This is a genomic window from Mesorhizobium sp. B4-1-4, assembly GCF_006439395.2.
Classification (GTDB): domain Bacteria; phylum Pseudomonadota; class Alphaproteobacteria; order Rhizobiales; family Rhizobiaceae; genus Mesorhizobium.
Map to the genome: position 1 here is coordinate 4,752,896 of NZ_CP083950.1, position 22,925 is coordinate 4,775,820.

Below are 22,925 nucleotides of genomic sequence, written 5' to 3' on the forward strand. Positions count from 1 at the left end.
TGGGGGATCGGGAAAGAGACGAAAATGGCAAAGAAAGTAAACAACGCGCCGAAGCTGACGGTTGCCGCAGGCACCCAGACCGTCTTCTTCTCGCAGGGCATGCACTACAACAAGCGCTGAAGTCGTTCGGCGCCGACTGGCTGTCCGCCCTGTCGGCGCCTTGCTTTCAAAAACGGCATTCAGCATCATGAAAATGCGCTCCTCAAAAACACTTGTGTTCTACCCCGGGACCAACAAGCTCACGGCCTGCAATTTCCTGACCCGAAGCGTCTTCGAATGCAGCCCCGCAGTGGTTGGTCTTCTCGCATCCTGGGACGAATGGGCCTCCACGGGAGAGGTCGCGCGCGCTCATGGATGGTCGAAATCCGACCTCAATGCCGTCGTTCCGCAATTGCTGGATTTTTCCGCCCTGGTCACCGCCGGCTCGCCGCTGGCCGAACGGGAGACGCAGTTCTCCGGGCAGTGGAACTGGGGCATTCCGACCGCGCTGATGCATTTCTGCGTCCAGGACAGCGAGTTCATGACCATCGAACAGGCCGAGGCACGGCAGATCGAACGCGCCGGTCATGCCACCCAGCCCGACCTTCTGCTGAAAAATGCCACGGATGCCATTCGGCTGCCGAACGCACTGGCCAACAACGAACTTCTGGCCCTGATGGCGCGGCGCCGCACCAACCGCACCGCGGCCGCGCCCACCATCACCGCGCGGCAGCTCTCCGACTGTCTGTTCGCGGGCATGGGCATAACCGGCGAAACCAATAACTGCGTCGGCGCCCTGCCGCTGGGCATGACCCCCTCGGGCGGCGCGCGCAATCCCTATGAGGCCTATGTGGTTGCGCTTGGCGTCGAGGGTCTTGAGCCGGGTGTCTATCACTATTCCGCCGCCGATCACGACCTCGGCAGGATCTCGGCCAACCATCTGCCGAGGATCTCGGAGCTGGTCGGCGGGCAGGAATGGGCCGATACCATGCCATGCCTGGTTCTGCTTTGCGCCAGGCTCGACCGGACCATGTGGAAATATGACGATGCCAACGCCTACCGCGTCGTCCTGATCGAGGCTGGCCATATCGGCCAGAACATGATGCTGGCGGCGACCAGGCATGGTCTGTCGGCGTGTCCCACCGCAGCTCTCAGCCACTCGGCGATCAAGCGCCTACTCGGCCTCGACCGCCTCACCGACGCGCCCATCTATGCCTTGACCCTCTCGACCCCGGAACCAAGCCTGCATGCCGCCGGTCAATCCATCAATTAGCCGCCTCGGTATGCCCAGTGTAGCCAGTAATGCGTCCCCTGAGTTCCATCCGATAAAGGAGCAGCACGTGGCAAATCAGTCCTTACGCCAGTCAGAGATCGATAGTCTTCAATATATCGCGTCGATGACCAATGAGCTCGTGCAGATGGCCGACGCAAGCCGTTTTCCCATGATCTCCTATTTGCTTGGCATGGCCTATGCCGAAGCATTCGATATTCTGCGCGGCGCCCGGCCGGCAAGGCTTGCGCAACTCAGCGGCAACCCCATGCATCCCAAGCCGTATGCAAAGGACCACGCTCAGCCAAGGAGGGCGTAGCGGATGCAGCCGTGTGCCGGCCGGCTTACGGCCGAACCGGCGGGAGACACCTTGTGCGCTGCACGGTCTGCTGCCGGAAAAAGCCGCCGCCGACCCTGATCGCACCGCCATGGTCTGGCGGTTCGAGCAGGCCAATGCCGAGGCTGCCAACATCGGGGGCCGGCGATCGGATCCGGCAGTGATCGCCGCCTTGATCGCTGGCAGCCCGCAAAATGAACATTCATGCGCAGAGATTTGAGGGGAACCCGCAGATGAACATGCTTGCAACCGTCCGGACCGTCGACGCCAGGGAAAGCATCTTCGGCCGGCTCCATGCCCTGATCGCAGCCCGGGCGGCATCGCCGGACTCGGCGCGGGTCGAGGTCCGACGGTTGATTTCCATGGCCATGGCCGACAGCTGGCAGGCCGACAGCCTCTGGGGCGCGGCAGACGCCTTTCATGCCCATTTCGATTTCATGATGCAGACCATCGAGATCAACGGCGCCGACGACCCGAACCTGAGAATCCTGCGCACGAAATGCCGCTTCTACCTCGAGCAGGTCGAAGCACTATGTCAGTCGCTGAGCTGAGCCGTCCTGGAGCGGTTCAGCGTTTGATGGAATCGTTGACCCGCTCTAACTCCTTGCTTTTAGCACTCCCGGACCTCGTCGTTCACACCGAGGACCGATCCGCGGCACGCCCGCCGGGCGCCCACATTGCGCCTCGTCGCCTTGACGCGGAATCGCTAGAGTGGCTCGACAGCAGGGAGCTCCGGATGATCAAGGCAAAGCCCTTCGACTACCCCTATGACGGCAGGCTGGTGCCGGAAAACACGGCTTTGGTTGTCATCGACCTGCAGCAGGATTTTCTATCGACGACGGGCTACTTCGCCAGAAAGGGCTATGACCCCTCGCCGCTGAGGGCGATCCTGCCCACCGTGAACCGGCTGATCGCCGCCGCGCGCGAAGCCGGTGTCGCGATCATCCACACAAGGCAGGGCTATCGTGCCGACATGGCCGACATGACGGCCTACGAGAAATGGCGCCGCAAACGCGCCGGCCTCGACGGCACCGACGTGCTGCTGCGCTCGGGCCAGGGTTTCCAGATCGTCCCCGAAATCGATGTCGACCCGCACGACATCATCGTCGACAAGACCTGCAACAGCGCCTTCACCTATACGGATTTCGAGCTTGTGCTGCGCGCGCAGGGTATCACGCATCTGATGTTTTCCGGCTGCACGACCGATGTCTGCGTCCACACCACGCTGCGCGAGGCCTGCGATCGCAATTTTCAGTGCCTGACGATTTCGGACGCCTGCGCCAGCGGCGACCAGAAGGCTCATGAGGCAGCGCTGCACATGGTGACGGTCGAGGATGGCGTCTTCGGCACCCTGGCCGATTCCGCTGCCGTCATTGATGGCCTGTCACGGCTTGGCGACAGGCGTGAGCCGACAGACGATTGACGCGATCGGCATCGCCATTTCCTCCATTTCTGGACTCACGGGATGCGATGATCACCGGTCGCGCCAAGGCAGATCGGAATCCGGTTCATCGACTGCAAATGCATGGAAGCGCCGGCCGCTAAACCGGGCGATTAAAACGTTCAGGGAATGAAGCCCAGGACAACGGCCCCGGTGAACACGAACGCAAGGGCAAAGACGACATAGGCGAAGGCACCGGCATAGGCCGGGCGGAAGATCTGGGCATTGGCCAGCCTCTGGCCGCTGCTGTCAGTCTGAGCGTTCTGGATATAGGACATATCGACCTCCGTCTCATCAATTAATCTATAAAACTTGTAGACTTTGTCGAGTGCTATTTTCGGGCATGATGCAGAATAATTTTCTCACATTCGGCCGAAAATTGGCGATGGTTTGCTTATTTTGCGCTGTCTGGAAGGCTTGCGGGATGGGTTGTGGGCGCCGCAACGCCAGCCTCGACGGACCATCCCCGTCCTTGCAGACCCAATTCGCGCATTGGCCGCTCCGCGCATCAGGGATAGCATCGCAAAACGAGACATCATCCAACGGGATATGGAGTTAAAAAATGGGCGCGAGACTTGCCGGCAAGGTCGCCATCGTTTCGGGCGGCGCGACGGGAATGGGCGGAGCGGCTTCGGAGCTGTTCGCCGCCGAGGGCGCCAGGGTGGCGATCATCGACCGCAACGGCGAAGCGGCAGCGGCGACGGCGGCGGCGATCCGGGCGCGCGGTCATGTCGCCGAGCATTTTGTCGCCGACGTCTCTGACGAAGCGCAAGTCGAGGCGGCGGTGAAAGGGGCGACGGAAAAACTCGGCTCGATCACCGTCCTGTTCAACCATGCCGGCACCATCGTCATAAAGCCGTTCCTGGAAACGACGCTTCAGGAATGGGACTGGCTGCATGCCGTCAATGTGCGCTCGATGTTCCTGATGACGCGCGCCGTGCTGCCCGGCATGATCGCGGCGGGCGGCGGCTCGATCGTCTGCACCTCGTCGATCTCGGCGGTGGCGGCGACGCCGAACGAAGTGCTCTACGACACCACCAAGGGCGCCTGCCACATGTTCGCGCGCGCCATCGCCGTCGAGTTCCGCGACCGCAACATCCGCTGCAACGCGGTCTGCCCCGGCTTCATCCGCACGCCGCACGGCCTGCGCGAGGTCGCCGATCTTGGCAAGCTCGGTGTCGATGTTTCGGACGCAGCCCTTGCCGCGCAACAGGGGCGCATCGGCGAGCCGGAAGAGGTGGCGAAGGCAGCACTTTACCTCGCCAGCGAGGAGTCCAGCTTCGTCAACGGCGCGCATCTGTTCGTCGATAACGGCTTTACGGCGATGTGATACTTTTCCTCGCCCCCACGGGAGTGGGGGAGAGGTGGCTCGGGCGAAGCCCGAGACGGAGCGGGGGATGCCCTGCGTGAAGCCAGAACCGACTGAGAAGCTGGCGCAAGGCGCGGCCCTGAAAAAGCAACCATTCGACAGTCGGCGCAGCCCCTCTCCGACCGCTTCGCGGCCACCTCTCCCCGTTTTGCGGGGTGAGGAACCCAAGCCTGCGTTACCGCTCCTCCCGCCGAAAAGGCTTGAGCAACGCCGAGGGAGCGACAGCATTGCGCGACATGAAAGCCATGGCGACGATGGTGAAGATGAAGGGCAGCATCAGGAACGCTTCGTAGGGAATGTGCCCAAGGCCGCTCGCCTGCATGCGCAACTGCAAGGCATCGACAAAGGCGAACAGCAGCGCCGCACCCGCCGAGCGCCATGGATCCCAGCGGCCGAACACGACCAGCGCGATCGCCACCCAGCCGCGCCCGGAGACGACGCCGAAAGTGAAGGCGTTGAACTGCGCCATCGACAGGAAGGCACCAGCCAGGCCCATCAACGCGCCACCGAGGATCACCGCCTGGAAGCGCGTGGCGATCACGCTGACGCCGGCGGAATCGGCGGCACGCGGGTTCTCGCCGACCATGCGCACCGACAGGCCCCAGGGCGTGCGGTAAAGCACGAAGGCGGCGAGCGGGATGGCCAGGATCGCCATGTAGACCAGCGCGAACTGGTTGAACACCGCCGGCCCGAGCACCGGAATGTCCGACAGCACCGGGATCGGCAATGTCTGAAAACCCTTGATGCTCGGCGGCACCGATTGCTGCCCGAAGATCAGCCGGTAGAGGAAATAGGCGAGCCCCGAACTGAACAGCGTCACGCCGATGCCGCAGACATGCTGGCTGAGGCCGAGCACGACCGTGAACAGCGCATGCAGCGCGCCCATCAGCATGCCGGTCAACACCGCGGCCAGCACACCGAGCCACAGGCTGCCGCTGAGGCTGGTGGCGGTGAAACCGGTCATCGCCGAAAGCAGCATGATGCCCTCGATGCCGAGATTGAGCACGCCGGCCCGTTCGGAGAACATTTCGCCAAGCGTGGCAAAGGCCAGCGGCGTGGCGATGCGGATGATGGCTGCCAAAAAGCCGACCTGAAAAATCTGTTCCAGCACCACGCTCATCAGGCTGCTCCGACACGGCGGATGCGGTAGGCCGTGAACAGCAGCGCCACCAGCATGGCAAGCAATGCGGTGCCCTGGATGACATCGCTGAGGAAGGCCGGCACGCCGGTCGCCCGCGACATTGCCTCGGCGCCGGTCATCACGGCGGCCAGGAAGATCGCCGCCGGCACGACGCCGAGCGGGTTGAGCCGCGCCAGCATGGCGACGACGATGCCGGAGTAGCCGTAGCCCGGCGAGATGTCGCTCATCACCTGGAAATGCACGCCGCCGACCTCGCCGACGCCGGCCAGTCCCGCCAGTGCGCCGGAGAGCAGCGCCGTCGACAGCAGCACGCGTTGCACATTGATGCCGCCATATCTGGCTGCTTCAGGGTTTTCGCCGGTGACCCGGATTTTGAAGCCAAGCGTGGTGCGCGCGATCAGGAACCAGATCAAAGGCGCCGCGATCAGCGCCATGAGAACGCCGAGATGCAGCCGCGTGCCTTCGATAAGCACCGGGAAATTCGCCGAATCCTCGATCGGAGGCGAGATCGGATAACCGCTGAAACTATCCTTCCACGGCCCTTCGATCAGCGCCATCAGCGCGTAATAGATGACCGAGTTAAGCAGCAATGAGCTGACCACGTCATCGACCTTGAATTTGACCCGCAACGTCGCCGGGATGAGCGCGATGGCGGCGCCGGCCGCGGCACCCGCAACCGCCATCGACAGCATGGCAAGCGGCCCCGGCATCGGGACTGCGCCGACGAAGCAGCTGGCCACCGCGCCGGCGAGCAGCTGTCCCTCGGCCCCGATGTTCCAGAATTTGGCCCGGAAGGCGACGGCCACCGCCAGTCCGGTGAAGATCATCGGCGCGGCGCGCACCAGTGTTTCGGTGATGGCGTAGCTGTCGCCGAGCGAGGCCGTGAACATCACGCCGTAGGATTCGAGCACGCCGGCCCCGGCCAGCGCGATCAGGCCGCTGCACAGCACAAGCGTGGCGCCGATCGCCAGCAGCGGCAGCGCAAGGTTGAACCAGGCGGGCGTCGCGGTACGAACTTCCAGGCGGAACATCAGCTATGGCCCTCCGCCCGCCAGCCGTTGGCGCCGCCCCTCATCCGCCTGCCGGCACCTTCTCCCCGTATAGGGACGGGGAGAAGGGGGCTAGCCGTATCCCTGGCACCTGTCCTGCAACGTTGGTCATTGGCCAAAGCGGCGGTGAAGGTTCCCCTCTCCCCGTCCCTATACGGGGAGAGGATGCCGGCAGGCAGGTGAGGGGCGGCGCCGATGTCTAAAATCAGCCTGAAGCGATTGCCTTGGGCGACGTCATTTGAGACAGAGAATTGATAAGGCAAACCCATACACTACGCCCTCCCCTCCGCGCCGGTCATCAAGAGACCGAGCCGGGCTATGGTCGCCTCCGCGCTGTCCAGCGTGCCGACGATGCGGCCCTCATACATCACCGCGATTCGGTCGCAGAGCACGAGCAATTCTTCCAGATCCTCGCCAATCACAATGATGCCGCAGCCCCTGGCCCGCATGTCGAGGAACTTTTCATGAATGAAGCGGGCAGCGCCGATGTCGAGGCCGCGCGTCGGCTGCGAGACGACAAGCACTTTCGGATCGAAGGCAAGCTCGCGCGCCAGCAGTGCCTTCTGCAGGTTGCCGCCGGACAGTGCGCCTGCTCGCGTCATCGGCCCGGGGCAGCGTATGTCATAGGCCTTGATCTGCGCCTCGGCGAAGGCGCGGATCGCGTCGGGCTTGAGCAGGCCCTTGCTGCTGAACGCTGATGTGCCGATGCGCGGCAGCACCATGGAATCGGCCAGCGGCAGGTTGGTGACCAGGCCGGTTGTCATGCGGTCTTCCGGTATGCGGCCGAGACCGAGCACCTGCACCTCGCGCGGGGTGAAGTGCCTCACTTGTTTGCCGGCTATGGTCATCCGCCCGGCCTCGGGCGAAATCATACCGGAGATCACCTCCGCCAGCGCCCGCTGGCCATTGCCGGAGACGCCGGCGATGCCGAGGATTTCGCCAGCGCCGACGGCAAGCGATACGCCGCGCAGCACCGTGCCCGAATGCTTCGAGGTGGAGATGCCCCCGAGGGTGAGCACCGCTTCCCCCGGCGTCGATGGTCCCCTGGCCGGCGGCACGATCTCGTGGCCGCACATCAGTTGCGCCATGGCGGCCGACGTGGTGTTGGCGGGATCGTCGACACGACCGGCGACGCGGCCATGGCGCAGCACCGTGCAGCGATGGGTGAGCGCCCGCACCTCGTTGAGCTTGTGCGAGATGAAGATAATGCCGAGCCCCTGCGCCGCCATCGAGCGCAACGCTGAAAACAACCCGTCGACCTCGCTCGGCGCCAGCACGGCGGTTGGCTCGTCAAGGATCAGGAGCTTGGCGCCGCGAAACAGCGCCTTGACGATTTCCAGCCGCTGCTGCTCGCCGACCGACAGCGCCGAGACCGGCACATCGGGATCGAGCGTCAGCCCATGCTGGCGGCCGATCTCGGCCAGCCGCGCCAGCCCGCCGGCGCGGTCGATCCGTCCCGACTTGCCGGGAATGCCGATGAGCAGGTTCTCCAGCACCGTCAGCCGTGGCGCGAGGTGAAAATGCTGGTGCACCATGCCGATGCCCGCGGCCAGCGCGTCCGCCGAACTGGTGATCCGCACCGGCTGGCCCTGGATCAGGATCTCGCCGGCATCGGGCGCATAGGCGCCGAACAGCACATTCATCAGCGTCGTCTTGCCGGCGCCGTTCTCGCCCAGCAGCCCAAGGATCTCGCCCGGCGCGACGCTGAGGTCGACAACCTCGTTCGCCTTCACCGCGCCGAAGCTCTTGGTAATGCCGCGCATTTCGATGAGTGGGGCAGGCAAGGGTTTCTTCCGTTGAAATGGCTTGGCGTGGCTCTTCACCCTCCCCCTTGTGGGGAGGGTCGGCTTGCGATCGCAGCGCAGCGAAGATCGCGAGACGGGGTGGGGGTGCGCCCTACGAGACCCCCACCCCGATCCGCTTCGCGGATCGACCCTCCCCACAAGGGGGAGGGTAAAATATCAATCCGAAACCGGCGTGTTCTCGTCCACATCGACGCGAAAATTGCCTTCCAGGATCTCGGCCTTCTTCTTCTCGACCAGATCCTTGACGTCGGCGGGCAGCGTCCTGTCGAATTTGTGGAACGGCGCCAGATACGAGCCGCCCTTGGCCATGCGCGAGAAATCGCCATAGTCCTGCGCCGTATAGACTCCGGCCTTGACCAGCTTGATCGCCTGCTCGACCGTCGGGTACATGTCCCAGACCGGGCCGGTGATGACCGTATCCGGACCGAGGCTCGACTGGTCGGACATGTTGGAGATTGCGAATACCTTCTTCTCCACCGCCGCTTCGATGACGCCGAACCGTTCGGCATAGATGACATCGGCGCCGGCATCGATCTGTGCGACCGCCGCCTCCTTGGCCTTGGGCGGATCGAAGAAGGAGCCGATGAAGGCGACCTTCTTCTTGACGTTCGGATTGACCTCCTTGGCGCCGGCGAAGAAGGCGTTAACCAGCCGGTTCACTTCCGGAATGCCCATCGCCGCCACGGCGCCGACCGTGCCCGACTTCGACATCTTGCCGGCGATCATTCCGGAGAGATAGGCCGGCTCATGGATCCAGTTGTCGAACACACCAAAATTGGGCTCGGCAGGGCCTGCGCCGGAGCCGAACAGGAACGCGGTTTTGGGAAACTGCTTGGCCGTGCGGCGCGATTCGCGCTCGGCAGCGAAGGCATCGCCCAGCACCAGTTCGTATCCGCCTTGCGCATATTCGCGCATGACGCGGCTGAAATCGGCGGTCTGCACCTTCTCCGACCATTTGTATTCGATGCCCAGTTCCTTCTCGGCCTTCTGCAGGGCGACATGGATCTGGTTGTCCCATGGCTCCTCGATGGGCGTGGCGAAGATCGCCGCCACTTTCAACTTCTTGTCCTTGGCGAAGGCAGCACCCGGCAGCATCGCCGCTGCCAGGCCAAGCGCGCCCAGTTCGAGCACGTTGCGCCGCGACAGCCCGTCGCGTGTCGGTTGAGGTTTATTTTTCCGGTTTTCCATTGCAGTCCCCTCTGTTCGACAGCCGTGTCGAGCCGACTGTTCTTAAAATCAGACGGGGAACTATGGAACGGGTCCGTACTTTTGTCCACATGGTCAAATTTGACGGACCGATCCGGGCACTCTGCTGGCCCGGCCGGGAATGTGGCCGATCAGACTCGTTCGAGCGCGATGGCGATGCCCTGGCCGACGCCGATGCACATGGTGGCGAGTGCATAGCGCCCGCCACGCTCGCGAAGCTCCAGCGCCGCGGTGCCGGATATGCGGGCGCCCGACATCCCAAGCGGATGGCCGAGCGCGATGGCGCCGCCATTCGGGTTGACGTGCCCGGCGTCCTCGGCGATGCCGAGTTGGCGCAGCACGGCGATGCCTTGCGAGGCAAAGGCTTCATTGAGTTCGATGACATCGAACTGCTGTGGCGTCAGGCCGAGCCGCGCGCACAGTTTCTGCGTCGCCGGCGCCGGACCGATGCCCATGATGCGCGGCGCGACGCCGGCAGCGGCTCCGCCCAGGACGCGGGCGATCGGCGTCAGGCCGTATTTCTTCGCAGCGGCTTCCGAGGCAACGATCAGCGCCGCGGCTCCGTCATTGACACCCGACGCATTGCCGGCAGTCACTGTCCCGCCTTGCCGGAATGGTGTCGGCAATTTGGCCAGCGCCTCGATTGTTGTTCCGGCTCGGGGATGCTCGTCTTTCGAGACGACAATCGCATCGCCCTTGCGCTGCGGGATTGTCACGGGCGTGATTTCCCTGGCCAGCCGGCCATTGGCCTGCGCGGCGACGGCCTTGTCCTGGCTGCGCACGGCGAAGGCATCTTGATCGGCGCGCGAGACGGCAAAATCCTCGGCGACGTTCTCGCCCGTCTCGGGCATCGAATCGACGCCATACTGCTTCTTCATCAGCGGATTGACGAAGCGCCAGCCGATGGTGGTGTCGTAAATCTCGGCATTGCGCGAGAACGCCGCGTCGGCCTTGGGCATGACGAAGGGCGCGCGGCTCATGGATTCGACGCCGCCGGCGATCATCAATTCCGCCTCGCCGGCCTTGATGGCGCGCGCCGCGATGGTCAGCGCATCCATGCCGGAACCGCACAGGCGATTGACGGTCGAGCCCGGGATTTCCTTGGGCAGACCGGCCAAAAGCAGCGCCATGCGCGCCACGTTGCGGTTGTCCTCGCCGGCCTGGTTGGCGCAGCCATAGACGACATCGTCGACCGCTTGCCAGTCAATACTCGCATTTCGCTCGAGCAAAGCCTTCAGCGGTATCGCCCCGAGATCGTCGGCACGCACCGATGACAGCGAGCCGCCGAAACGGCCGATCGGCGTGCGGATATAGTCGCAGATATAGGCCTCGGCCATGTCATGCAGCCTTTGCTTTTCCGGTTCCCTCATGCGCCGCCTTGGTGCGGGCCTGCAGGTCGCGCAATGTGTTGAGTTCGAGATCGCTTGGCGCCGGCGTCTCGTCAAGCGCCTCGGCGAACCTGACGACCCAGCCACAGGTCTCCTGCACCTGCTGGCGTGTGACGCCGGGATGCAGCGACACGACCGTGAATTCCTTGGTCACCGGGTCTGGTTTCCAGATCGCAAGGTCGGTGATCAGCAAAGTGGGCCCGGCCGTCTCGATGCCGAGGCGCTTTCGGTGATCACCGCCCTCGCCGTGGCCGAAGGAGGTGAAGAAGTCGATCTTTTCGACCATTCCACGCCTTGTCTGCGCCATGGTGATGTAGATCTCCTTCGACGAGGTCGCGATCTCCGGCGCGCCGCCGCCGCCGGGAAGCCGGGTCTTGGGGTGGAAATAGTCGCCGATGACCGTGGTGTTGATGTTGCCGAACTTGTCGAGTTGGGCAGCCCCGAGGAAACCGATCGAGATGCGGCCACCCTGCAGCCAGTAGCGGAACATTTCCGGCACCGCGACGGTGGTGACCGCGGTTTCGGACAGTTCGCCGTCGCCGATCGACAGCGGCAGCACGTCAGGCGCGGTGCCGATCGTGCCGCTTTCATAGATCAGCGTGATGTCGGGTGCATGCGTCAGCCTCGCCACGTTGCAAGCGGCGGAGGGCGCACCGATGCCGACGAAACAGACATCGTCGTTCTTCAACGCGCGGCTGGCTGCGATCGTCATCATCTCGTTGGGAGTGAAACCCCGTTCGCTCATGCCGCTTTCCTCAAATGTTCGACGCGGGCCGCGAAATCACCGGCGCTCTTGCCGATGACGTTCGCCTGCATCCACGCCTGGAACTTGCCACGGTCAGCGGCGATCTCGTCCCATTCGAGATAGGCGGCATTGTCGCGCGCATAATAGCCATGCGCGTAGGAGGGGTGCGATCCACCGGGTACGACCGAGATCGCCGCGATCGTCCAGCGCGGCAGCACAGTCAGATTGGGGTGCAGATCGTCGAAATTGTCGACCACTTCCTCCACCGTCACCACCGCGCGCCTGGCCGCCAGCACAGCCTCCTTCTGGATGCCGATGATGCCTTCAACCAGAACATTGCCTTTGCGGTCGGCCTTCTGCGCATGGATGAAGGTGACGTCGGGCCGGATCGACGGCACCGCTGCCAGCACCTCGCCAGTGAACGGACAGGTGACTGACTTGATGTTCGGATTGACATTGGCCAGTCCGGCGCCGCGATAGCCGCGGAACACCGCGCAGGGCAGGCCGGCCGCCCCTGCCTCATAGGCGTTGGCCATGCCGGCATGGCTGTGCTCCTCGATCTCGATCGACCTGGGGAAGCCGTTCTCGATCGAATCGCGGGCACGCCGCAGCAGGCCGACGCCGGGGTTGCCGATATAGGAGAAGATGATTTTCTTCGCCATGCCCATGCCGATCATCTGGTCGTAGATCAGGTCCGGCGTCATGCGGATCAGGGTCAGGTCGCGAAACCCCTGGCGGATCGCCTCATGCGCCGCCGCCGTCGGGATCAGATGGGTGAAGCCTTCGAAGGCGACGGAATCACCATTATTGAGGTTCTCGGCCACCGCCTTTTTGAGCGGCAGGAACTTGACCATCGCCAGGGCTCCAATCCCGAAAGTTCGCATTGCGAACATATGTATTGTATGTGATACTTTCTAGGCTGACCGGAGCCCCGAGTCAATCCGGGCGGACGGCAGCCTTTGGTATGGAGGTCAGATGGACGAAGGGGCTGCTTCGCGTGATCACGTCGGCTCGCTTGAACGCGGCCTCGCCGTCATGGAGATCCTCGCCCGCCACCCTTCGGGCATGACGCTGACCGAAATGGCGGAGGAAGCCGGCCTGACCCGGGCTGGCGCCAGGCGATTCCTGCTGACCTTGGTCGCGACCGGCTATGCCACACAGGCTGGCCGCGTGTTTTCGCTGTCGCCACGTCTGCTGACGGTTGCGCGCACCTGGCTCGGCGGCGCCTCGCTGTGGAGCTTCGCGGCCCCCATCATGCGCGCGGTGGCGGCGCAGCTGAACGAAGCCTGTTCGGCGGCGATCCTCTCGGGCGAGGATGTCGTCTACGTCGCCCGTATTCCTGGCCGCCGCATCCTCAGCGTCTCGCTGGATGTCGGCACCAGGCTGCCGGCCTATTGCACCTCGATGGGGCGCATGCTGCTCGCCGGGCTGACATCTGAAGAATTGGACACCTTTCTCAGCCGCGCGGCGATCGAGAGAAGAACGGCCAAGACGATCATCGACAGGCCCCTGCTGGCGAAGGCCATCGCCAAAGCGAGGAAGGACGGCTTCGCCATCGTCGACGAGGAGTTGGAACTCGGCCTGCGCTCCATCGCCGTGCCGATCCGCGACCGCTCGGGAAACACGGTCGCGGCCATCAATGTGTCGACACAGTCGGCGCGGTTCTCGGTTGCCGAGATGGAACGGGAAATCCTGCCCGCGCTGCTTGGGGCCAGGCAGCGCATCGAGGATTTCTTTGTGGTTTAGGAAAGTCTTGTTGACCTTCCCAACATCGGCGGGACAGCGCCCCCTCTGCCCTGCCGGGCATCTCCCCCACTTGGGGGGAGATCGGACGTCAAGCCGGCTTTCGCCAATCTCCAACGTCGCAGGAGAAGGCGAATCGATGAAACTGCCAATCTCCCTCCTTGTGGGGGAGATGTCCGGCAGGACAGAGGGGGGGCGCTGTCCCTCCAGCCTCTCCTCAAAATGGCGACGCTAAGCGACCTCAATGCTTGATCCTATCCCGCATCGCGTACCACAGCATTCCCAGCACATAGAGCGGGCCGCGCAGCGCCGTTCCACCCGGGAACGGCATCGGCGTGAGCGTCGAAAACAGGTCGAGCCGCGAGGCGTCGCCGGTGATCGCTTCGGCGAGCAGCTTGCCCGACAGCGTCGATAGGATGACGCCCTTGCCGGAATAGCCGTGCGCGAAATAGACCTCGCCATAGTGCCCGACATGCGGCAGGCGCGATGTCGTCACCGACACCAGTCCGCCCCAGGCATGATCGATGCGGCAGCCCTTGAGCTGCGGAAAGGTGCCTTCCATATGCGGCCGCACGAAGCCGGCAATGTCGGCCGGCGGTGACGGCGTATAACGCTCGCCGCCGCCGAACAGCAGGCGGCCGTCCGCCGACATGCGGTAATAGTTGACGACAAAGCGCGTGTCGGACACCGCGACGTTGGCCGGGATGACGTTGCGCTTGCCTTCCAGCGGCTCGGTGGCGACGATGTAGTTTCCGACCGGCATGATGCGGCTGTTGACGCGCGGCTCCAGCCCGTGGAGCAACGCGTCGCCCGCCAGCACGACATGTCTTGCGCGCACAGATCCCTTTGCTGTCGAGACCCGTATGGAAGGCTCGCGCTCCAGCCGCGTGGCCACCGAATTCTCGTGGATGATGACACCGGCGGCCACTGCCGCGCGGGCGAGGCCCAAAGTGTAATTCAAGGGATGCATGTGGCCGCCAAGCGGCTCGTACATCGCGCCGTGATAGGGCGTGTCGACCTTGGCCTGGGCTTCCGCCGCCGACAATATCTCGACGTCGCGGAATTTCATCACGCTTTCGAGGCAGCTGGCCTCCTCCTCCAGATCCCTGAGGTCGGAGCCGTTGACCGCGCCGACCAGATGACCGGTTAGCCTGAGATCGCAATCGATGGCGTTGCGCTCGATAATGTCGAGCACCAGCCCACGCGCCTCGAAAGCGAGGTCGAACAGCACCTTCGCCCGCTCGGGCCCGTAGAGTTTGACCAGGCCCTTGGCGCCCTTGCGTAGGCCGGGGATCATCTGGCCGCCATTGCGCCCCGACGCCCCCCAGCCAATCTTGCCGCCTTCGAGCAGCATCACCTTCAGGCCGCGCTCGGCGGCGTGAAGGGCGGCGGACAGGCCGGTGCAGCCGCCGCCGACGACGACCAGGTCGGCGTCGACATCGCCCACGAGCGCTGCATGATCCGGCGCCGGATTGGCGGTGGCGACATAGTAGGATTTGCCGATATCGAGACCGGAATTGAAACCCGTCGAAGATGCCATGATCACACCTTCAACAGCAGGTGGTCGCGTTCCCAGCTCGTCACCACGCTCTGGAACAGGTCGAGCTCGACGCTCTTGACGCGCAGATAGGTCTGGAAGAAATCCTCGCCGAGCAGCGTCCGCACCGGCTCGCAAGCCGTGAAGCGGTCGAGCGCCTCCTCCATGGTCTTCGGCAGCGTGCTCTTGATCTTGTAGGCATTGCCCGACGCCTCGGCCGAGCGCGCCAGTTTCTGTTCGACGCCGAGATAGCCGGCGAGCAGCGAACCGGCGATCGCCAGATAGGGATTGCAATCCGCGCCCGGCAGGCGGTTCTCGACTCGCCGCGCGGCACGGCAACCGGCGGGCACGCGCAAGCCGCAGGAGCGGTTGTCATGCGACCACTCGATGTTGGCTGGCGCGCTGTGGTTCGGCCGGATGCGGCGATACGAATTCACGTTCGGCGCGAACAGCGGCATGATTTCGGGGACATATTTCTGCAGCCCGCCGATGAAGTGTCCGAACATCTCGGTGTCGGCGTCATCGGTGCCGGCAAACAGCGCGTTGCCAACCTCGTCGACGATCGACATGTGCAGGTGCATCGAGCTTCCTGCCTGCGCGGCGATCGGCTTGGCCATGAAGGTGGCGTGCATGCCGCATTGCTGCGCGGCCTGCCGCGTCAGCCGCTTGAACAGCAGCACCTGGTCGGCCAGCGGCAGCGCGTCGCCATGCAGCAGGTTGATCTCCAGCTGCGCCGTGCCCGATTCGTGGATCAGCGTGTCGAGCGGCAGCCCGGCGGCCGCGGCATAGTCATAGACGCGCCTGATCACCGGCTCGAACTCCTCGAGTGCCGCCATGTCATAGGGGTGCTGCACGCCCTCGGCGCGGCCATTGGCGCCGACCGGGGCGGTCAGCGGTTTGTCCGGATCGGGATTGGGCGCGGTGAGGTAGAATTCAAGCTCCGGCGCCACGACGGCCCGCCAGCCACGCTGCCGGTAGAGGTCGAGCACGGCCCGCAGCACATGGCGCGGCGAGGCCATCCATGGCCTGCCATCCATGTGGAAGGCGTCGGCGAAGACATAGGCCTTGCCAGGCCCGGCGCCGGGCGCCAGGCACAGCGTCGAGACATCGGGCACCATGCGCATGTCCGGGTCCGAATAGGCGAAACCCTCGTCGATCGAGCCGGAATAGCGGCCGTCGATGCTGACCAGGAAGGCGCTGCTCGGCAGATAGAGCGCGCGGTCCTCCAGCGTCTTCAGGAATTTCGCCGTCGGCAGCGCCTTGCCGCGCAGCACGCCGTTCATGTCGGGCACCAGGCATTCGACTTCATTGATGCCATGCTGCGCCAGCCAAGCCTTGGGATCGTTGCCGCCGGAGAGCGAGGTGTTGGTGTTCTTGTCAAGCATTTCGTTCAATTCCGTATCAGAGAGAGTATGGCTTGCGCGGCCAAATCCGTTCCGGGTTCCAGCGCCATCCGGGCTGCATTGTCCCTCAGGGGCGCGCATGGCGTCGTCGGCCAGCAGGCCGACAATGGCTCTCTCCATACTCCTTCTGTCCAGCCGTCACGGCCGATATGGTCGCCGACGCCGGTCTCTCCGGCGCGCCACGCATTGTCATGGCCGTCCCTGCAATAGAGCATGATCAGCGACGGCATGCCGAAGCGTAGCGCCTCGCAAAAGCGCGCGCCCCGCGCACGCAACGACCGCGCAATGCCGACGCAATTCAACGCCGCGCCGAAACTGGCTTCGGGAAACAGCGCGATGGTCGGACTGGCTTTGCGCGTCAATTATTTCCTCTTCAATCGGGCCGGCTGATCATGCCGAACAGCGCGGGGGCGCCGCGGCTGGCCGCTTGCGATCGCTGGCTGCGGGAGAGCCGCAGGTGGATACGAAGCAGATCGGCAGCCACCTCATACTGCCGGTTTTCGAGAGGGTCGAGTATGTTCAGGTGTTCGCGCAAAGATTGCTTCAGGCGGAACACATTGACCCCGGCATAATGCCCGGCAGCCGGCGCAACCTTAGATGATCCGACAGCGCATCGGTGAGGAAACGATTGGCACAGCCCTCGGCGATCATGCCGTGAAAATCGATGTCCAGCCGCTGGAATTCGCGCATCGAACGCGGCGTCCGGCAGCGGCCTGCGCCTCCACGCCCTGGCGCAACGCCACGGCCCGCGTCCCGCCCAGCCGGAAGCCGGGCGTCAGGATCGCCGCCGCCTCGAGGAGCAGGCGGAACTCATAGCTTGGGCTTCCGGATCGTCTGGTGCGCGGCGGAACAGCCAGGATTGCCCGGCGCGCGGTCGAGCAGATTCTCCTCCGTCAGTCTGTTAATCCCCTGATCGACAATGACGCGCTACCCCTCGGCGACTGGAAAGCATCCGGACTCGGCCATGAACTCGGCCGCCAGGGCTGGATGCCTTCCGCCGCCCGAAGGTGGTGATCGAGCACAAGCCGGCGATCCAGGAATGGTGGTATCCCTATCCCGATAGCTGGCTCCGCGCGACCGGCGGCCGCAAGCACGTCCAGGCCACACCTGCTTTCCTTTCGAAGGCAAGCAACAGGAACCTCGGCCAGCGAGGATGGTTGTTCCGTTGGTCGACACGGGGCTGGCGGTCTTACAATCGGAGCGACGAGATGGACGGCAGGATTGAAACGGGCGCCTGTTTTTGCGGGGCAATTGCCGCCGAGATGCGAGGCGAGCCGTTCTGGGTCTGCACCGACCATGACGACGATTGCCGCCGGGCAATCGGCAGCCCATTGACCGTATGGGTCGGCTACCGTCCGCATCAGGTGCGGCTCACTCGTGGCCGGCCGAAGGAATTCTCCAAGACCAAGGGCATTGTGCGAACATTCTGCGGAGATTGCGGCTCCTCGATCGCCTATCGCGATGAAGGGCTGAGCAACGAAATCTACGTCACGATAGGCTTTTTCGACCATCCGGAGCGGTTCAGTCCGCAAGCGCACGCCTATTGGCGCCTGAGACTGCCTTGGGTGGAATTCTCGGACGACCTGCCGCGTATCGATACCTATTCGCGGCCACGCGATCCCGCGTTCGGAAATCCTGCCGACCGTAAATAAGTCTCCTTACGCCTGGATCGCTTCGATCAAAGCGCGCGAGACGGAAGCAATAGGCCGTCGCGGAGAGCGAGGCGGCGATGCAAATCGTTGGAAACGAGCTCAGCCCGCCGCGCCACCGTCCCAGGAGCCGGTTTCGGCCATTCGTTTCAGCAGCGGCGCAGGCTTGAAAACTGGCCCGCCGGTCCGCTGGTGCCAGTACTCAAGCCTTTCGACGATCCGCGCCGGCCCTTCTAGCCCGGCCCAGAACATCGGGCCGCCCTTGCCGACAGGAAAGCCGTAGCCGTTGACCCAGACGACATCGATATCGGAGGCGCGTGCCGCGATCCCTTCGTCCAGAATTTTCGCTCCCTCGTTGACCAGGGGATAGAGCGTGCGCTCGATGATTTCTTCGGCGCTTATCGCACGCGGCGCGATGCCTTGCTCGGCCGCCTTGCCGCGGATCAACGCCTCCACTTCGGGGTCGGCAGCGCCCGCCCGCGCGCCGGCCTCGTAGAGGTAAAAGCCACGGCCCGTCTTCTGGCCGAACCGGCCCTGTTCGCACAGCGTGTCGGCGATCACGGCCATCAGGCCCCGGGCCTTGCGGTTGCGCCAGCCAATGTCGAGGCCAGCGAGATCGCCCATCTGGAACGGCCCCATCGGCCAGCCGAAATCGGTGAAGGCCTTGTCGATCTGGCTGGGTGTCGCGCCCTCCAGCAGAAGCGCTTCGGATTCCGAGCCACGCGCCGCCAGCATGCGGTTGCCGACGAAACCATGGCAGACGCCGACGACGACAGCGACCTTGCCGATCCGCCGTGCCAGATCGACGGATGTCGCCAGCGCGTCGGGCGCGGTCTTTTCCGCCCGCACGATTTCCAAGAGCTTCATCACATTGGCCGGCGAGAAGAAATGCAGGCCGAGCACATCCTGCGGGCGAGAGGTCGACGCGGCGATATCGTTGATGTCGAGATACGAGGTGTTGGTGGCGAGAATCGCGCCCGCCTTGGCCACCGCGTCGAGCTTGCCGAAGATTTCCTTCTTGACCGCCATGTCTTCGAACGCCGCCTCGATGATCAGGTCGCAATCGGCGAGATCGGCGTAGTCGGTGGAACCCTTGAACTGGCTGAGGCGCTGCCGCTTGGCCTCTTCACTCAGCGAACCACGCGAGACGGAGACGGTGTAGTTCTTCTCGATCGTGCCCAGCCCGCGCTGCAAAGCTTCATGGCTGGCTTCCAGCAAGGTGACGGGAAAGCCGCCATTGGCGAAGGCCATGGCGATGCCGCCGCCCATCGTGCCGGCGCCGATGACACCGACGCGGCTGATCCTGCGCTTGACGATGTCCTTGCCCGGAAGCTTTGCCGCCTCGCGTTCGGCGAAGAACAGATGGCGCTGAGCCCGCGACTGGTCGCCGGCGACCAGTTTCACGAACAGTGCCCGCTCCGCCGCCAGCGCATCCTCGAACGGCAGCGTGATCGCATTGCGCACCGCTTCCGCGCAGGCGATCGGTGCTTCCAATCCCCGCGCTTTCCTGGCGAGGTTCGTCGCCTCGGTATCGAACGTCGCCAAGTCGGTCTCCCTCAGCAGATCATCGCGATCGCGCACCGGTGTGAACGGCCCGCCCTTGCGGGCGATTTCCCGGGCGAAATTCACTGCATGCGTGGTCAGATCGCCTTCGAAGACGGCATCAACCAGCCCCGCGGCGTGCGCTTCATCGGCCCCGATCGGCGTGCCTGAAACGATCATCTTCAAGGCCTTCAATGCCCCGACCAGCCGTGGCAGCCGCACCGTGCCGCCCCCGCCCGGGAGCAGGCCGAGCTTCACTTCGGGAAAGCCAAGCCTGGCGCCGGCGTCGGCGACGCGGAAGTGGCAGCCGAGCGCCAGCTCCAGCCCGCCGCCGAGCGCGGTGCCGTGAATGGCGGCGATCGTCGGCTTGGCGATGGTCTCAAGCAGAGCCACGATGGCGCGCAGGTCGGGCTGCTGCACCGGCTTGCCGAATTCGGTGATGTCGGCCCCGGCCACGAAGGTCCGCCCGGCGCAGGTGAGCACGATCGCGGCAACCGAAGCGTCGTCGCGCAAGGCAACCAACGCCTGCATCAGCGGCTCGCGGACATGAAAACTCAGCGGGTTGACCGGCGGGTTGTCGATGGTGACGATCGCGACATCGCCGTCGCGGCTGACCTTCAGGGAATCGGACACGCAAAAACCTCCCAGCAACGGTGAGCGGCTGGCCGCCGCTTGAACGGGATTTATAGCGCCATGACGCGGATGGGAACCGGCCTCCAGTCTGGCACAACGATTAGTGCCGACCGGCGGCCTCCGTTGCCATCATCTCCGGCATGGCGTCGCTGGCGGTGCGTCCGCCGCGCCAAGAGGCAAAAGCCGCGACCAGATAGAGGATCGCCGAGAAGGTGAAGGCGAAGACCAGCCCGTGCTTAAATGGTCCCGACATCAGCTCGGGGAAGAAGGCGTGGCCGGTCAGCGTGTCGATGCTCTGCTGCGGCAGCGCATGCAGCACATCGGTCGGGATCAGCTCGCCCATCGGATTGTAGCCCAGGAAAGCGGCAAACAGGCTGGCGACCGGCGGCATATTGGCGATCTGGTGCGCGACCGCCTCCGGCACGTGCTGCGCCAGCAGGCCGGCTTCCATGCTCTGCGGCAGGCTGGCGGCAAGGCCCAGGATCATCAGGCTGAAGAACAGGCCGATCGACAGCACTTGCCCGGCATTCGTCGTCGTCGCGCGCATGCCCGACGCCTGGCCGCGTTCGCGCGCCGGCACCGAATTCATGATCTGCGTCGAGTTCGGCGCCACGAACAGGCCGGAGCCAAGGCCGTTCAGGAACAGGAGCGCCGCAAAGGCCGTATAGGAGAAGTCGGCAGGCAAAGCCATCAACGCGATGAAACTCGCCGCGCCCACGACCATGCCACCGACCGCGAAGGGCACGCCGCCGACCCGGTCGGAGAAATAGCCGGACACCGGACCGGCGATGAGGAAACCGACCGTCAGCGGCAGCATGAAGATCGCCGACCACAGCGGCGTCTCCTCGAAGGAATAGCCATGCAGCGGCAGCCAGATGCCTTGCAGCCAGACGATCAGCATGAACTGCAGCCCGCCGCGCGCGATGCCCGAGGCGAGGTTGGCGATGTTGCCATAGGCGAAGCCTGGAATGCGGAACAGCTTCAGGTCGAGCATGGGCTTCGTCACACGCTGCTCGATGAAGATGAAGGCGACCAGCGAGATGAAGCCGATGGCAAACAGGACAAGCACTTTCGGGCTGGTCCACGCCATCACCTGGTCGCCATAGGGTTGCAGCCCATAGGTGATGGCGGTGAGGATGAGCACGAGGCCGAGGCCGAAGCTGACATTGCCAAGCCAGTCGATCGTATGCGTCGAGCGGTTCGGCGCGTCGTGCAGCTTCATATACGCCCAGATCGTGCCGACGAGGCCGAACGGCACGTTGATCCAGAACACCAGCCGCCAGTCCGTGTCGGCCAGAAGGCCGCCGATCAGCAAGCCGACGAACTGGCCGCCAATGGCCGCCACCACATTGATGCCGAGCGCGAAACCGCGTTCGTTTTCCGGAAAGGCATCGGTGAGCAGCGCCGTGGAGTTGGCCATGATCAGCGCGCCGCCAATGCCCTGGATGATGCGCACCGATATCAGGTACATCGCGGCGAAATCACCCTGGCCGGGCAGAAGGCTGAGCGCGATCGAGGCGGCGGTGAAGATAGCGAAGCCGAGATTGTACATCCTCGCCCGGCCGAACTGGTCGCCGAGCCGGCCGAAGGCGACGACCAGCACCGCCGTGGCGATCATGTAGCCGATGATCGCCCACAGGAGGTAATTGATGTTGCCGGGGTCGAGCGCCTTCAGGCCGATGCCGCGAAACACCGCCGGCAGGCTGATCAGCAGAATCGACCCGTTGATGGCGGCGGCGAGCATCCCGAGCGTGGTGTTGCTCAGAACCATCCATTTGTGGCTCTGCGGGCGGCTGTCAACGGTGGTATTCATGGTGGTAACTCTCGACGGTGCTGGCGCGGTTGCCGCCAGTGCTATATATGAGGATAGTCTCAGGTTTGGAAATATGAGGATGGACTCAGAAAAAGCAAGAGCCTTATGCATGTCGCCCGAAAGTGAGCTCGGTTTTGGGATAACGACATGCATGAAAACAAAGACCGAAAGCGCGTCGCATGAATTCGGTTAGACGCGACGCGCTTTCGACAGCGAATCCGCGTGCACCGCAGCAAAAAAGAGGGCGAGAGCGGGTCGCGGCGCTCATGGCGAGCGGGGCAGCGCTGTTCGTCGAGAAGGGTTTCGACGCCACGACGATGACCGAGATTGCCGCACGCGCGGGCGCGGCCATCGGCACGCTCTATCTGTTCTTCCCGACCAAGGAGGCCCTGGCGCAAGCCATTCTGGCCGAGAACGCGGAAAGCCTGTCCACGCAGCTTGACGCCTTGCAGGAACGCGCCAAGGGCCTGGCGCCGGCAGCCATCGCCGATGCGCTGTTCGAATTGCTTGGCGATTTTCTCGCTACGCACCCGGCCTATTCCGCGCTGCTCGATCTTCCCGGCGACGAAGCCTGGCGGCGCAAGATGCGGGCCCGTCGGCGTGAGCAGATCGCCGCCCTGTTCGCGCAGGCCGAACCGCCGCTCCCCTTGGGTCAGGCCGAGCGGCTCGCCGTCATCGTGCCGCAGTTGATGCGCATCCCGCTGGCACTGGTTGGCGAAAAAAGACTGCGTGACGGCGTGCTGGAGGAATTGCGGCTAATGCTGGCGCGGCATTTGCGGGTGAGCGGTGAAGTGTGAGCAGTTCGATACGTTGCCGTTTTGCCGAACCTCCCATACTTCGTCATCCTAGGGCGGAGCAAGGAGCGCAGCGACGCG

General features: G+C 64.2%; 24 protein-coding genes and 1 pseudogene. 10 read left to right on the plus strand and 15 right to left on the minus strand.

All coding sequences use genetic code 11. The features are described 5' to 3' along the window. Positions 1 to 193: 193 nt before the first annotated feature. The 5 genes from FJW03_RS22855 (at position 194) to FJW03_RS22875 (ending at position 3,009) form a co-directional block, all read left to right on the plus strand. On the plus strand, positions 194 to 1,252 hold the full coding sequence (locus FJW03_RS22855; protein ID WP_226890439.1) for a SagB/ThcOx family dehydrogenase: 1,059 nt from the start codon (positions 194 to 196) through the stop codon (positions 1,250 to 1,252). Between the two features lie 67 nt (positions 1,253 to 1,319). Beyond that, entirely contained in the window at positions 1,320 to 1,568 is a 249-nt protein-coding gene (locus tag FJW03_RS22860; protein WP_140766587.1) for a hypothetical protein, read from the plus strand. 13 nt (positions 1,569 to 1,581) lie between these two features. Continuing rightward, a complete protein-coding gene (locus tag FJW03_RS22865; protein WP_140766586.1) occupies positions 1,582 to 1,806 on the plus strand; it encodes a hypothetical protein in 225 nt (74 codons plus the stop codon). A gap of 13 nt (positions 1,807 to 1,819) precedes the next feature. After that, complete coding sequence (locus FJW03_RS22870) at positions 1,820 to 2,137, plus strand: hypothetical protein (protein ID WP_140766585.1); 318 nt, start codon at positions 1,820 to 1,822, stop codon at positions 2,135 to 2,137. Between the two features lie 185 nt (positions 2,138 to 2,322). Beyond that, complete coding sequence (locus FJW03_RS22875; protein ID WP_140766584.1) at positions 2,323 to 3,009, plus strand: cysteine hydrolase family protein; 687 nt, start codon at positions 2,323 to 2,325, stop codon at positions 3,007 to 3,009. 140 nt (positions 3,010 to 3,149) lie between these two features. On the opposite strand, the gene FJW03_RS22880 is transcribed toward FJW03_RS22875, so the two are convergent. Further along, positions 3,150 to 3,305, minus strand: a complete 156-nt coding sequence (locus tag FJW03_RS22880) for a hypothetical protein (RefSeq protein WP_140766583.1) — start codon at positions 3,303 to 3,305, stop codon at positions 3,150 to 3,152. 284 nt (positions 3,306 to 3,589) lie between these two features. Between FJW03_RS22880 and FJW03_RS22885 the strand changes: the two genes are divergently transcribed. Then, positions 3,590 to 4,357 (plus strand): SDR family NAD(P)-dependent oxidoreductase, encoded by a 768-nt coding sequence (locus tag FJW03_RS22885; protein ID WP_140766582.1) that lies wholly within the window; start codon positions 3,590 to 3,592, stop codon positions 4,355 to 4,357. A 214-nt stretch (positions 4,358 to 4,571) separates the two neighbouring features. Here FJW03_RS22885 and FJW03_RS22890 read toward each other — a convergent pair whose 3' ends face one another. The 7 genes from FJW03_RS22890 to FJW03_RS22920 all read right to left on the minus strand — a co-directional run bounded on the left by FJW03_RS22890 (position 4,572) and on the right by FJW03_RS22920 (position 12,584). Beyond that, positions 4,572 to 5,516, minus strand: a complete 945-nt coding sequence (locus FJW03_RS22890; RefSeq protein ID WP_140766581.1) for an ABC transporter permease — start codon at positions 5,514 to 5,516, stop codon at positions 4,572 to 4,574. Beyond that, entirely contained in the window at positions 5,516 to 6,568 is a 1,053-nt protein-coding gene (locus tag FJW03_RS22895; protein ID WP_140766580.1) for an ABC transporter permease, read from the minus strand. The genes FJW03_RS22890 and FJW03_RS22895 overlap by 1 nt, the downstream gene beginning before the upstream one ends. 290 nt (positions 6,569 to 6,858) lie before the next feature. After that, the gene (locus tag FJW03_RS22900; protein ID WP_140767379.1) at positions 6,859 to 8,370 is read right to left on the minus strand and encodes an ABC transporter ATP-binding protein; all 1,512 of its coding nucleotides are present in this window, start codon (positions 8,368 to 8,370) and stop codon (positions 6,859 to 6,861) included. A gap of 177 nt (positions 8,371 to 8,547) precedes the next feature. Then, complete coding sequence (locus FJW03_RS22905) at positions 8,548 to 9,579, minus strand: BMP family protein (protein ID WP_140767380.1); 1,032 nt, start codon at positions 9,577 to 9,579, stop codon at positions 8,548 to 8,550. A 149-nt stretch (positions 9,580 to 9,728) separates the two neighbouring features. Next, positions 9,729 to 10,934 carry a 3-oxoadipyl-CoA thiolase gene (gene pcaF / locus FJW03_RS22910; RefSeq protein WP_140767383.1) on the minus strand — a complete coding sequence of 402 codons (1,206 nt, stop codon included), beginning with the start codon at positions 10,932 to 10,934 and terminating at the stop codon, positions 9,729 to 9,731. A 1-nt stretch (position 10,935) separates the two neighbouring features. Next, on the minus strand, positions 10,936 to 11,730 hold the full coding sequence (locus FJW03_RS22915; RefSeq protein ID WP_140767381.1) for a CoA-transferase subunit beta: 795 nt from the start codon (positions 11,728 to 11,730) through the stop codon (positions 10,936 to 10,938). After that, complete coding sequence (locus tag FJW03_RS22920) at positions 11,727 to 12,584, minus strand: CoA transferase subunit A (protein WP_140767382.1); 858 nt, start codon at positions 12,582 to 12,584, stop codon at positions 11,727 to 11,729. Before FJW03_RS22920 ends, FJW03_RS22915 begins: the two co-directional genes overlap by 4 nt. 121 nt (positions 12,585 to 12,705) lie before the next feature. On the opposite strand from FJW03_RS22920, the gene FJW03_RS22925 reads away from it, so the two are divergent. After that, positions 12,706 to 13,476: an IclR family transcriptional regulator C-terminal domain-containing protein gene (locus FJW03_RS22925; protein WP_140697193.1), complete on the plus strand. Its 771-nt coding sequence runs from the start codon at positions 12,706 to 12,708 to the stop codon at positions 13,474 to 13,476. Positions 13,477 to 13,714: 238 nt separating this feature from the next. Here the strand turns inward: FJW03_RS22925 and FJW03_RS22930 are convergent, their stop codons facing one another. Genes FJW03_RS22930 through FJW03_RS22950 form a run of 5 tightly spaced genes read right to left on the minus strand, consistent with a single transcriptional unit; the run spans position 13,715 to position 17,103 of the window. After that, entirely contained in the window at positions 13,715 to 15,013 is a 1,299-nt protein-coding gene (locus FJW03_RS22930; RefSeq protein ID WP_181173405.1) for an NAD(P)/FAD-dependent oxidoreductase, read from the minus strand. 2 nt (positions 15,014 to 15,015) lie between these two features. Further along, the gene (locus tag FJW03_RS22935) at positions 15,016 to 16,395 is read right to left on the minus strand and encodes a glutamine synthetase family protein (protein WP_140767447.1); all 1,380 of its coding nucleotides are present in this window, start codon (positions 16,393 to 16,395) and stop codon (positions 15,016 to 15,018) included. A 5-nt stretch (positions 16,396 to 16,400) separates the two neighbouring features. Beyond that, positions 16,401 to 16,775: a hypothetical protein gene (locus FJW03_RS22940; RefSeq protein WP_226890440.1), complete on the minus strand. Its 375-nt coding sequence runs from the start codon at positions 16,773 to 16,775 to the stop codon at positions 16,401 to 16,403. An 11-nt stretch (positions 16,776 to 16,786) separates the two neighbouring features. Then, positions 16,787 to 16,969, minus strand: a complete 183-nt coding sequence (locus tag FJW03_RS22945; RefSeq protein ID WP_226890441.1) for a hypothetical protein — start codon at positions 16,967 to 16,969, stop codon at positions 16,787 to 16,789. Beyond that, positions 16,957 to 17,103, minus strand: coding sequence for a hypothetical protein (locus FJW03_RS22950; RefSeq protein ID WP_226890442.1), 147 nt, complete (start codon positions 17,101 to 17,103; stop codon positions 16,957 to 16,959). The genes FJW03_RS22945 and FJW03_RS22950 overlap by 13 nt, the downstream gene beginning before the upstream one ends. 213 nt (positions 17,104 to 17,316) lie before the next feature. Between FJW03_RS22950 and FJW03_RS22955 the strand changes: the two are divergent. Both FJW03_RS22955 and FJW03_RS22960 read left to right on the plus strand, forming a co-directional pair. Continuing rightward, positions 17,317 to 17,510 (plus strand): annotated as a pseudogene (locus tag FJW03_RS22955) (aldehyde dehydrogenase); the annotation flags it as partial. A gap of 111 nt (positions 17,511 to 17,621) precedes the next feature. After that, positions 17,622 to 18,065 (plus strand): GFA family protein, encoded by a 444-nt coding sequence (locus FJW03_RS22960; protein ID WP_140767448.1) that lies wholly within the window; start codon positions 17,622 to 17,624, stop codon positions 18,063 to 18,065. A gap of 99 nt (positions 18,066 to 18,164) precedes the next feature. Here FJW03_RS22960 and FJW03_RS22965 read toward each other — a convergent pair whose 3' ends face one another. Both FJW03_RS22965 and FJW03_RS22970 read right to left on the minus strand, forming a co-directional pair. After that, positions 18,165 to 20,237 carry a 3-hydroxyacyl-CoA dehydrogenase NAD-binding domain-containing protein gene (locus FJW03_RS22965; RefSeq protein ID WP_140767446.1) on the minus strand — a complete coding sequence of 691 codons (2,073 nt, stop codon included), beginning with the start codon at positions 20,235 to 20,237 and terminating at the stop codon, positions 18,165 to 18,167. A gap of 100 nt (positions 20,238 to 20,337) precedes the next feature. After that, a complete protein-coding gene (locus FJW03_RS22970; RefSeq protein ID WP_140767445.1) occupies positions 20,338 to 22,050 on the minus strand; it encodes an MFS transporter in 1,713 nt (570 codons plus the stop codon). Between the two features lie 266 nt (positions 22,051 to 22,316). Here FJW03_RS22970 and FJW03_RS22975 point away from each other — a divergent pair, with 266 nt between their 5' ends. Further along, positions 22,317 to 22,847 (plus strand): TetR/AcrR family transcriptional regulator, encoded by a 531-nt coding sequence (locus FJW03_RS22975; protein WP_181169153.1) that lies wholly within the window; start codon positions 22,317 to 22,319, stop codon positions 22,845 to 22,847. Positions 22,848 to 22,925: the final 78 nt, after the last annotated feature.